The sequence below is a fragment of the Streptomyces sp. NPDC001492 genome (assembly GCF_053597275.1).
Window position 1 is genome coordinate 1 of sequence record NZ_JBSFHW010000098.1, and the last position, 10,819, is coordinate 10,819.

9 protein-coding genes are annotated in these 10,819 nt (G+C 71.1%); 5 read left to right on the forward strand and 4 right to left on the reverse strand.

What is annotated here, in order from left to right:
- Positions 1 to 138: 138 nt before the first annotated feature.
- Positions 139 to 519, reverse strand: a complete 381-nt coding sequence (locus ACWC1K_RS50135) for a hypothetical protein (protein ID WP_450840847.1) — start codon at positions 517 to 519, stop codon at positions 139 to 141.
- A gap of 193 nt (positions 520 to 712) precedes the next feature.
- Here ACWC1K_RS50135 and ACWC1K_RS50140 point away from each other — a divergent pair, with 193 nt between their 5' ends.
- Positions 713 to 1,207 carry a DUF3830 family protein gene (locus tag ACWC1K_RS50140; protein ID WP_450840849.1) on the forward strand — a complete coding sequence of 165 codons (495 nt, stop codon included), beginning with the start codon at positions 713 to 715 and terminating at the stop codon, positions 1,205 to 1,207.
- Here ACWC1K_RS50140 and ACWC1K_RS50145 read toward each other — a convergent pair.
- The gene (locus tag ACWC1K_RS50145; protein WP_450840851.1) at positions 1,188 to 2,615 is read right to left on the reverse strand and encodes an amidase; all 1,428 of its coding nucleotides are present in this window, start codon (positions 2,613 to 2,615) and stop codon (positions 1,188 to 1,190) included. The two genes, ACWC1K_RS50140 and ACWC1K_RS50145, sit on opposite strands and share 20 nt — an antisense overlap.
- A 22-nt stretch (positions 2,616 to 2,637) precedes the next feature.
- Complete coding sequence (locus ACWC1K_RS50150) at positions 2,638 to 3,585, reverse strand: D-2-hydroxyacid dehydrogenase (protein ID WP_450840853.1); 948 nt, start codon at positions 3,583 to 3,585, stop codon at positions 2,638 to 2,640.
- A gap of 151 nt (positions 3,586 to 3,736) precedes the next feature.
- On the opposite strand from ACWC1K_RS50150, the gene ACWC1K_RS50155 reads away from it, so the two are divergent.
- The 3 genes from ACWC1K_RS50155 to ACWC1K_RS50165 all read left to right on the forward strand — a co-directional run bounded on the left by ACWC1K_RS50155 (position 3,737) and on the right by ACWC1K_RS50165 (position 6,520).
- Entirely contained in the window at positions 3,737 to 4,534 is a 798-nt protein-coding gene (locus ACWC1K_RS50155) for a maleate cis-trans isomerase family protein (RefSeq protein ID WP_450840855.1), read from the forward strand.
- Positions 4,531 to 5,262, forward strand: coding sequence for a maleate cis-trans isomerase family protein (locus ACWC1K_RS50160; protein WP_450840857.1), 732 nt, complete (start codon positions 4,531 to 4,533; stop codon positions 5,260 to 5,262). The genes ACWC1K_RS50155 and ACWC1K_RS50160 overlap by 4 nt, the downstream gene beginning before the upstream one ends.
- 169 nt (positions 5,263 to 5,431) lie before the next feature.
- Positions 5,432 to 6,520 (forward strand): LLM class flavin-dependent oxidoreductase, encoded by a 1,089-nt coding sequence (locus tag ACWC1K_RS50165; protein ID WP_450840859.1) that lies wholly within the window; start codon positions 5,432 to 5,434, stop codon positions 6,518 to 6,520.
- Here ACWC1K_RS50165 and ACWC1K_RS50170 read toward each other — a convergent pair.
- Entirely contained in the window at positions 6,499 to 8,373 is a 1,875-nt protein-coding gene (locus ACWC1K_RS50170; protein ID WP_450840860.1) for a putative bifunctional diguanylate cyclase/phosphodiesterase, read from the reverse strand. The genes ACWC1K_RS50165 and ACWC1K_RS50170 overlap by 22 nt on opposite strands.
- Before the next feature lie 315 nt (positions 8,374 to 8,688).
- Between ACWC1K_RS50170 and ACWC1K_RS50175 the strand changes: the two genes are divergently transcribed.
- Positions 8,689 to 9,969 (forward strand): M6 family metalloprotease domain-containing protein, encoded by a 1,281-nt coding sequence (locus tag ACWC1K_RS50175; protein WP_450840862.1) that lies wholly within the window; start codon positions 8,689 to 8,691, stop codon positions 9,967 to 9,969.
- Positions 9,970 to 10,819 lie beyond the last annotated feature (850 nt).

A 10,819-nucleotide genomic window follows, 5' to 3' on the forward strand; every position in this document is an offset into this window, starting at 1 on the left:
GCGGGGAGGACAACGGCACACCGCGCGGGCGGTGCTCGTCAGGGAGTGCGGGGGCTGCGGGGGAGGTGTCAGCCCCGACAGCGGGCACGGCCCGGCCGATGCCCCGGGGCGGGCATCGGGCACGTCGGCGCGGAGCGGTCACCACTGCAGTGCGACGGTGCTGTTCCTCTCGTACGAGGCGGTCAGCGTCAGCTTCCCCTTCGGCATGTTCGTGCAGGTGAAGGTCTTCGCCGGCCAGCGTTCGCGGACCTCTCCGGAGCACACGATCCGGCCGTTGTGGCGGAGGTCCCAGCCGTACTTGTAGGCCTTGTTTCCTCCGGTGTTGTCGATCCTCACCTTCACGGTCCCCTTCTTGGGGTGGACCTTGGCGAGGACACAGTTGGCAGGACCACCACTGCACTTCTTGGTCGCGGTCGCGGCCCCGGCGGGGGCGGCACCGAGGGCCGCCGCGGCGGTCACGGCGACGGCCAGGACTCCGAGCCGGGTCGTGCGGCGACGGCGTACGGGCTGCGAGGTCATCGAGGGTGCCTCCTGGGCGGGATGTGCTGATGCTTCACATGAGGTCACGCGTGGCCTCCTCCTGTGCGGGCACCAAGAGTCTTGTGGCGCGGGCACCACTGCTGCCATTGGCTCTTGGGGAGGTGACCGAACGGGCAATCGCAGCGTCGGCGCGGCACACATGGCTGAAACCAGCTCCCCAGGAGGGCACCACATGGCCGACCGTCACATCGAAGTCTCCCTGGTCAAGCGAGGCGTCCACTGCACGGCGAAGCTCCTCGACGAGCGCGCACCGCACACCTGCGCGGCGGTGTGGGACGCCCTTCCGCTGAGCAGCGACGTCTACCACGCCAAATACGCACGCAACGAGATCTACGCGCTGTTCCCCCCGTTCGCCGACCGGGAGCCGCCCCTGGAGAACCCGACGGTCACGCCCATCCCCGGCGACCTCTGCTACTTCTCCTTCGCCGGCACGGAGCTGGGCACCAGGGCCTACGGCTACGACACCGACGTGCGCCCCGACACCACCGTCGTCGACCTCGCCCTCTTCTACGAGCGCAACAACCTGCTGCTCAACGGGGATGTGGGCTGGGTCCCGGGCATCGTCTGGGGCCAGGTGATCGAGGGCCTCGACGCGATGGCGGACGCCTGCAACGACCTGTGGCGCACGGGGGCGGCGGGGGAGACGCTCAGCTTCCGGCGGGCGTGACGCCGGATGCGACACCCGCCGCGATCCCCGCCTCGTAGAGCGCATGCGCCGCCCGCAGCACCAGGGCGTCCCGATGCCGCGCCGCCACCAGCTGCAACCCGATCGGCAGCCCGTCCCCGTCCACGCCCACCGGGACGGTCGCCGCCGGCTGCTGGGTCATGTTGAAGGGGTACGTGAACGGGGTCCACCCGGTCCAGCGCCGATGGCCGGAACCCTTCGGCACCTCGGCGCCCGCCTCGAACGCGGTGATCGGCAGCGTCGGGGTGACCAGGAGGTCGTAGGACTCGTGGAAGCGGCCCATACGGCGGCCGAGTTCCATGCGGACGTCGACCGCGGCGAGGTAGTCGAGCGCGGTCAGGCGGGCGCCCGCCGCGCAGATCTCCCTCAGCCCCGGGTCGAGCAACTTGCGCTGCTCGGGGCCGAGTTGCTGGGTCACCCGGGCCGCCCCGGAGAACCACAGGGCGTGGAAGGCGTCCACCGGGTCGGTGAAGTCGGGGTCGGTCTCGGTGACGTACGCGCCGAGTTCCGCCAGCCGCTCCACCGCCCGCCGTACCGCGGCCGCCACCGCGGGCTGCACCGCCACCTGGCCGCCGAGGGACGGCGAATAGGCGATCCGCAGGCCCTTCACCCCGCCGGACAGCCCGGCGACGAAAGAGTCCGGGGCGGCGGGCAGCGCCGACCAGTCGCGGTGGTCCGGCACCCCGATCACGTCCAGGAGCAGCGCCGCGTCCGCCGCGTCCCGGGTCATCGGGCCGACGTGGGCCAGGGTGCCGAAGGCGCTCGCCGGGTAGAGGGGCACGCGGCCGTACGTCGGCTTCAGGGCGAAGATGCCGCAGAAGGCGGCCGGGATACGGACGCTGCCGCCGCCGTCCGTGCCCAGCGCGAGGGGGCCCGCGCCCAGCGCCACGGCCGCCGCCGCGCCGCCGCTGGAGCCGCCCGCGGTGCGGGCCGGGTCGTACGGATTGCGGGTCACCCCGGACCGCGGCGAGTCCGTGACGCCCTTCCAGCCGAACTCCGGGGTCGTGGTCTTGCCGAGGAACACGGCGCCGTGCTCGCGCAGCCGGGCGACGGACGGGGCGTCCTCGTCCCAACTGCCCTGCTCCGAGATCGTCTGTGAGCCCTTGAGGGTGGGGGCGCCCCGCAGCAGGATGATGTCCTTGACCGTCGTCGGGACCCCGTCCACCAGCCCCTTCGGTTCGCCCCGCCGCCACCGCCCGGTCGACTCCCGGGCCTGCGTGAGGGCCTCGTCGGCGAGCAGCCGCACGAAGGCGTTCACCTCCGGCTGGATGCGTTCGGCCCGTTCCAGTGCGGCCCTGGTGACCTCCTCCGGACTGAACTCGCCCTTGCGGTAGCCCTCGACGATCCGTGCGGCGGTCAGTTCGGTGAGGTCGAGGCCGGGGTCCGTCATCTGCCCTCCATCGCTCGGCGGTTCAGCGTCCGGGTACGTATCCGCGCTTCTTGTCCACCACGTTCAGCAGAGGTCTGCCCGCCTCCCAGCGCTCGTACAACTCCACGAACTGACTGCCGAGTTGATCGCGCCAGCCGATCGTGTCGCCGCTCATGTGCGGGGACACGATCAGGCCGGGTGCCTCCCACAACGGGCTGTCAGGGGTGAGGGGTTCGTGCTCGAAGACATCCAGCGCGGCGCCCGCGATCCACCGCTTGGCCAGCGCCTCGGCGAGCGCGTCCTCGACGACCAGACCGCCGCGCCCGATGTTGATGAAGCGCGCGGAGGGCTGCATCACGCCGAAGCGGCGCGCGTCGAACATGCCGATCGTCTGCTCGGTGAGCGGGGCGGCCGCGATCACCCAGTCGGCGCGGGCGATCAGCCGGTCCAGGTCGTTCGGGCCGTAGATGCCGGTGTGCGGGGTGCGGCCGACGATCGCCGTCGTCATGTCGAGCGCCTTGAGCGTGCGGGCGATCGTACGGCCGATGGGCCCGGAACCGACGACGCACGCGCGCGTGCCCGCCACCCGCTGTGTCTCGCGGTGCCGCCAGGTGTGCTCCCGCTGCAGCTCCCAGGTCCGCGGCAGGTCCTTGGCCATGGTGAGGACGAGTGCGGCGACGTACTCGGCGATGGGCTGGTCGAAGACACCGCGCGCGTTGGTGACCACGGTGTCGGAGGCGGCGAGTTCCGGACACATCAGATGGTCCACGCCTGCGCTCGCCGTGTGCACCCAGCGTGGCCGCGGGCCCTCGCCCGGCCAGGCGGAACGCACGGCCCGGGAGGTGAAGTCCCAGACCAGCAGGACGTCGGCGTGCGGCAGGCGCTCGGCGAGGGTCGACTCGTCCGCGTGCTCGATCCGGGCGCGGCCGGTGAGTCTGCCGAGGCGGGGCAGGGGGTCGGTGTCCAGGACGAGAAGCGTCGGGGTGGTCATGCGGAAAGCCGTTTCTTCGGGGGGTTGCGGCCGTCTGACATGCGAGGTTTGACCACGCTCGCACCCGAACCTACCTTCGTCAACACGGGTGCGATGGGGGGTCCGTTGCTCCGCTGTTTCTCACGGTGAGGCGGTGGCCGCCATGGGCGCCATGGACGTTTCCTTCCTCGGTGGACCACTGCCCCAGCGGGGTGTGGGTGTGGTCGCTCCTTTTGACTTCGCTCTGGACCGCGAGCTGTGGCGCTGGGTCCCGGACGACGTGTCGCTGCATCTGACGCGGACACCGTTCGTGCCGGTCGAGGTGAGCCTCGACCTGGCCCGTCTGGTCAGCGAGCACGAGACGCTGGACGACGCGGTCCGCACGCTGAACGCGGTCGCGCCGGAGGTCGTCGCGTACGCCTGCACCTCCGGCAGCTTCGTCGGCGGAATCGCCGGGGAGCGCGCGATGTGCGAGGCCATGACCCGAGCCGGCGCGATCCCCTCCGTCACCACCTCGGGCGCCCTCCTGGAGGCCCTGGTGGCGCTCGGCGCCCGGCGGGTGGCACTGGTGACGCCGTACACCGTGTCCGTCACACGCGCGCTGGAGGAGTACGTCGCCGAGGCCGGCGTCAAGGTCACCGGGCGCGCGTACATGGGCCTGACCCGGCACATCTGGAAGGTCCCGTACCGCGATGTGGTCGCCATGGCCCACAAGGCGGTACGACGGCCGGCCGACGTCCTGTTCATCAGCTGCACCAACCTCCCCACCTACGACGTCATCCCGCAACTGGAGGCCGAACTGCGCATCCCGGTGATCTCGGCCAACCAGGTGACGATGTGGGCTGCGCTGTCCCGACTGGGTACCCGGGCGGTGGGGCCGTATCAGGCGCTGATCGATCCGGCGGCGCGCTCCGGCCCCGTACTGCCACAGCTCCCGGACGGTGAACAGCAGCAGGAAGGCAGGTCATGACGGCACTCGGATTCCTCTACCCCGGCCACTCCGCCGAGGACGAATACCCGCGCATCGAGCAGCTGCTCGGCAGCGACATCCGCCTCGACGTCGTCCACACCGACATCGGCGAGGACGCGCACCGGGTGGACGCGTTGCGGGAGATGGGCTCGGCCGAGCGGCTCGCGGCGGGAGTCGAGGAGCTGCGCATGGCGGGCGCCGAGTCGGTGGTGTGGGCGTGCACCAGCGGGAGCTTCGTCTACGGCTGGGAGGGCGCCCATGAGCAGGTGCGCGCCCTCGCCCTCGCGGCCGGGATGCCGGCTTCGTCGACGTCCTTCGCCTTCGTCCATGCGCTGCGGGAGGTCGGGGCGCGGCGGGTGGCGGTCGGGGCGACGTATCCCGAGGACGTGGCCGGGCTGTTCGCGGAGTTTCTGCGGGCGGGGGGTGCGGAGGTGACGTCCGTGCGCGGAGCCGGGATCATCACGGCGGCGGAGGTCGGGACGTGGGGGGAGGCGGAGGTGTTGCTGCTGGCGCGTGAGGCCGACCGGCCGGACGCGGACGCGTTGCTTCTGCCGGACACGGCGCTGCATACGGCGGCGCACATCCCGGCCCTGGAGAAGGAGCTGGGCAAGCCGGTACTCACCGCCAATCAGGTCACTGTGTGGGAGGCGTTGCGGTTGGCTGATCGGCGGGTGAATGCGCCGATGCTCGGGGCTTTGTTCACCCGGGAGCCGATCGTGCAGGTCTGAGGGTTTCGCCCCCGCCGCCCCTACCCGTCCCGACCCGGGGGCCGGCCCCCGGACCCCCGCTCCTCCAACGCCGGAGGGGCTGAGTTTGCTCCCCCAGGGAATAAAGCGGAGAGTGCCTCCTGTTAGGGCCTTGCGGATACGGCGTCGCAGCTAACAGGAGGCATTCACCGTGACGGCAGACGAGATCCGGGGTACCGCGCAGGGCAGCGCCCCCGTGCCCCTCTCCGTACTGGACCTGGTGACCGTCGGTGCGGGGCGCACCGCCACCGATGCCCTGCGCACCAGCGTCGAGCTGTCACGTCTCGCGGAGTCCCGTGGCTTCCACCGGTACTGGGTGGCCGAGCACCACTCGATGCCGGGCGTCGCCTCCTCGTCCCCCGCCGTGATCCTCGCCCACCTCGCCGCCCACACCGAGCGCATCAGGCTCGGCTCCGGCGGTGTCATGCTGCCCAACCACGCGCCGCTCGTCATCGCCGAGCAGTTCGGCACGCTGGAGGCCATGGCGCCGGGCCGTATCGACCTGGGCCTCGGGCGCGCTCCCGGCACGGACGGCGCCACCGCCGCGGCCCTGCGCCGTACGGACCGCCTTCACGAGGGCGCCGACGACTTCCCCGAGCAGCTCGCCGAGCTCACCCGCTTCCTGGACGACGACTTCCCGGACGGCCACCCCTACCGCCGTATCCATGCCGTCCCGGGGCCCGTCCAGGCGACCTCCCCCGGCGGCGTCCAGTCGCCCCACCGACCCCCGGTCTGGCTGCTCGGCTCCTCCGGCTTCAGCGCCCGACTGGCCGGCGTCCTCGGCCTGCCCTTCGCCTTCGCGCACCACTTCTCCGCGCAGAACACCATCCCCGCGCTGGACCTGTACCGGGAGTCCTTCCGGCCGAGTGAGGTCCTGGACGCCCCCTACGCCCTCATCGGCGTCTCCGCCCTCGCCACCGAGGACGAGAAGGAGGCCCGCCGCCAGGTCCTGGCCGCCGCCCTCAACATGGTGCGCCTGCGCACCGGCCGCCCCGGCCTCGTCCCGACCCCCGAGGAGGCCGAGGCCTACGAATTCAGCCCGATGGAGCGGGAGTTCATCGACTCCTGGAACTCCAACGTCATCCACGGCACCCCTGACGAGGTCCGCAGCGGCCTCGACGACCTCCAGAAGCGCACCGGCGCCGACGAGTTGATGATCACGGGCAACGCCCACAGCGGTGAGGTGCGGCTGCGTTCGTACGAACTCATCGCCGACGCCTACGGCTTGGCGACCGCCTGATCCCCGGCGCGTGCGCTCCGCTCCTCGCCGGGCCCGAGCAGTTCGGAGATGCGATCCGGTGACACCGGCCGGGAATACAGCCACCCCTGGCCGGTGTCGCAGCCGATGCGCCGCAGGCGGGACGCCTGTGCCGAGGTCTCCACGCACTCCGCGGTGACCGTGATGCCCAGGCGGTGGGCGAGCTGGATCATCGCCTCGACAACGACCTCGTCGGCCGGGTTCGGCGCTACGGCGCCCTCCTTGTCGCTCTCGTACTGGAAGCCCCGTACGAAGGAGCCGTCCAGCTTCAGGACCGACACCGGCAGTCGGCTGAGGTACGCCAGGTTCGAGTAGCCCGTGCCGAAGTCGTCGATCGCGATGCCGACGCCCATCTCGCTGAGGGCCTGGAGGGCCTGCAGGGGGCGGCCCGCCGAGCCCATGACCGCGGACTCCGTGAGTTCCAGCTGGAGCAGATGGGGCGCGAGCCCGGTCTCCGCAAGGGTCTCGGCCACATCGGCCACCAGATCCGAGTCCCACACCTGACGCACCGCCACATTGACGCTCACGAACAGCGGCGGCTCGTCCGGATGGTCCACCTGCCAGCGGCGCGCCTGCCGGCAGGCCGTGCGCAGGATCCAGCGGCCCAGTGGCACGATCGAGCCGTCCTCCTCCGCCAATCCGATGAACCGATTCGGCGTCAGCATGCCGAACTGAGGATGGTTCCAACGGACGAGGGCTTCGACGCCGCGCAGCCGCCCGTCCTCCATCCCCACCAACGGCTGGTATTCGAGAACGAATTCGTCGCGTTCAATGGCGGGGCGGAGAGTGGAGGCCAGAGCCTGGCGGGTCATGCGATGGGCGTTGCGCTCCGGGTCGAAGAGCGTCCAGCGGGCCTTTCCGTCGGCCTTCGCCCAGTACAGCGTGGTGTCGGCCGCCTGCATCAGGGCGGTGGCGGTGGTGTCGGCGGCGCGCCGCTCCACCACACCGATCGACGCCGACACCGACACCCGCTGACCGGCGAGGTCGAACGGAGCCTGCACCGCCTCCAGCACCGCCTCCGCCAGATCGGCGAGCTGCTCCGTGCCCGTGGAGTCCTCCACCAGCAGGGCGAACTCGTCGCCGCCGAGTCTCGCCACCAGGGGGGCGCTCGTTCTGCCGTAACCCGCCTCGTCGGCGCAGCGCGTGAGTCGTTCGGCCACGGCGGCCAGCAGCCGGTCGCCGACGCGATGGCCGAGCGTGTCGTTGACGGCCTTGAAGCCGTCCAGGTCGAGGTAGCACAGGCCGATCCGCCCGGTGCCGCTCTCCTCGTACGACTCCGCCTCCAGCGTGGCCGTCAGCCGCTCGAAGAACAGGGTGCGGTTGGGCAGCCGGGTCACCGGGTCGTGCATCTGCAAGTGCCGTAGCCGGCCCTGGAGTTCACGGTGTGCGCTGATGTCGGTGAGCGACATCAGAAGGCAGCCGTCCTGGCCGAGGGGTGTGACGGTGACCTGGATCCACACCGACTGTCCGTCGGGATGCTTCAGCCTGCGCGTGCAGTGCAACAGGGCCTCGCGGCCGCGCAGCATCTCGCGGTAGGCGTGCCAGTTCCGTGCGTCGGACGCCAGGTCCACCAAGTCGGCTGCGATACGGCCGGTCAACTCGCCGGGCGCGCTGCCGAACAGGGCACCGAACCCGTCGTTGGCGCCGACCACCAGCCCCTCGCGGTCGACGACCGCCATGGCCAGAGGCGCGGCCGTGAAGACCGAGCGGTAGGGAGGCGACTCCGCCCGCGTCGTCAGCGGCTCCGTACGAGGAGACGCACAGTCATTACTCTCTGTTACGGCGCCCCGGTCGAGGTCTGCCGCGGGCACCGGCCCTTCGGACGTTCCGCTCACCGCTCGCTCCCGCAGTGCACTCGATCTCTGTCCGTGCCGGAAAGTGTGCCGATCATAGAGGCAGACCCAAGGGCCTTCCACCCCACGTCCAGTGTCCCGGATCGAGCGGCACTTCTGACAGATCGTTTCTGCCCGCAGCTGGACGGGTCGTTGGAGCCCCTGACCGCTTGTGACGTTCCGTGAGCGTTTCGGGGGTGTCGGCTCTGATCGGGGCTCGCGGCTGAGTCACTCTTCTGGGGCAGGCGAACAGGGCGTAATACGACAAACTGACACAGGCTGGGTGCGGTGTCCCACGTACCGCCCCCGGAGGTCCCTGTGCCGTGCCAGTCCCCCCTCAAGCAGGTCAGGGGTTCCCGACTGCGCAGCACCGCCGCCGTGTTCACCACTCTGTCGGCGCTTGCCGCCACCTCGCTGGTGACCGGGCCGTCGATCGCCGAACCCTTCTCGGCGGTGCCGTGCGCGTTGCAGCGCACCGACGCGCATCATTCGGAGGGCCTCGACACCTGGAACGCCGCATATCCGCGGCCGACCCGGGCGTTGAACGCTGTGATGATCTTTCTGTCGTTCCCGGACGCCGTCCCGCGGACCACGCCCGCCCAGTTGACGGCCGACCATTTCCCGGCCACCAGCCACTACTTCGAACGTGCCTCCTACGGCAGGTTCACCCTGCATCCGCATCCGCTGCGGCACTGGATCCGGATGCCGAGGCCGTCGACGGCGTACGCCATGAAGCGGGACTGGAACGCCGAGCACCGGGCCGCGTATCTGCACGACGCGCTCGCCGTCGCCGACCCGCAGGTCGACTTCTCCCGCTACGACATCGTCTACTTCGTCGCGGATCCGGACGCACCCGGTGTGGACTCGGACGCGACGAAGGTCGTCAACCTGGACACCCCGCTCAGGGCCGACGGCACGGAGATCCGCCGGGTCGTCACCGTCTTCGAGAAACACCCGCCGGACCGGCTCGTACTGGCCCACGAGACCGGACACGTCTTCGACCTGCCGGACCTGTACCACCGGCCCGACGACGGCAAGGGCGACTGGGACACGTACGTCGGGGACTGGGACCTGATGGGCAGCCAGTTCGGTCTCGCTCCCGACCTGTTCGGCTGGCACAAGTGGAAGCTGGGGTGGCTGGCGCCGCGGCAGGTGGTGTGCGTGCGGGAGGCGGGCGTCACACGGCTGACGCTGGAGCCGCTGGGTGCCGGTCCGGGGGCTCAGATCAGGGGTGCGGCGGGGCCGCCGGCCTTCGGGCTCGGCCGCGGAGTGAAGCTCGCGGTGGTGCGGACCGGTCACGACAGTGTGCTCGCCTTCGAGGCGCGCGGACCGCTGGGCAACGATGCGGCGGCCTGCCGTTCGGGGATCCTCGTCTACCGGGTGCGCGCCGGCGCCCAGTCCGGCGGCGGCCCGATCGAGGTGATCGACGCACACCCCCGCACGGAGGCCTGTTGGGAGAACTCCGTCTACCCCCCTCTCGCGGACGCCCCGATCTTCCTCGGCGAGACCTTCACGGTGCCGGGAGAGGGCATCCGGGTGAAGGTGGAGGGCCGGACGATCTCGGGAGCCTGGACGGTGAAGATCACAGCCGACGGCTGACTTCTCCGGCCTGCGGCCGCGGCAGCCACCCGGCGCCGGCAGCCGGGGGCCCCTTCGATCCGCGGCGCCGGCGCCGCCGGCGCAGGGGCGAAGCCTGAGGCCCCCCGCGCGGGGCCTCATGGCCGGGGCTGACTTCTTTGGCCGACGGCGATACCCGCCGGCGGGTTGTCGGGTCTGTAGCGGCGGCCGGTGGCTTCTTCGGCGATGGCAGTGGCCGGTGAAGGGAGAGAGGCCCTCACCGCGCGGCCTCGTCGCCGTGGGGTGACTTCTTCGCCCGCGGTCACGCCCGTCGACGGGTTGCCGGGTCTGTAGCGGCGGCCGGTGGCTCCTTCGGCCTACGGCCACAGCACCGCCGGCATAAGGGGGGTGTGGGTGGCGAAGCCCCCACAACGCGCGGCGAAGCCGCGAAAAACAACGATGGCGAGACAGGTTCGCGCTTTCCGCGAACATGCCTCGCCATCGCCATCGTGCGCCGCCAGGGACTCGAACCCCGGACCCGCTGATGCTGCATTTCCTGGGGGGTAACCCCCAGACCCCCAGCCGGCTGTGCAGGACCCGGGGGGAATCCGCCAACGGCGAAGGCCCCCCGCGCTTGCGAGAGGCCTTCGCTGTCTGTGCGCCGCCAGGGACTCGAACCCCGGACCCGCTGATGCTGCATTTCCTGGGGGATAACCCCCAGACCCCCAGCCGGCCGTGCGGGACCCGGGGGGAATCCGCCAACGGCGAAGGCCCCCCGCGCTTGCGAGAGGCCTTCACTGTCTGTGCGCCGCCAGGGACTCGAACCCCGGACCCGCTGATGCTGCATTTCCTGGGGGATAACCCCCAGACCCCCAGCCGGCCGTGCAGGACC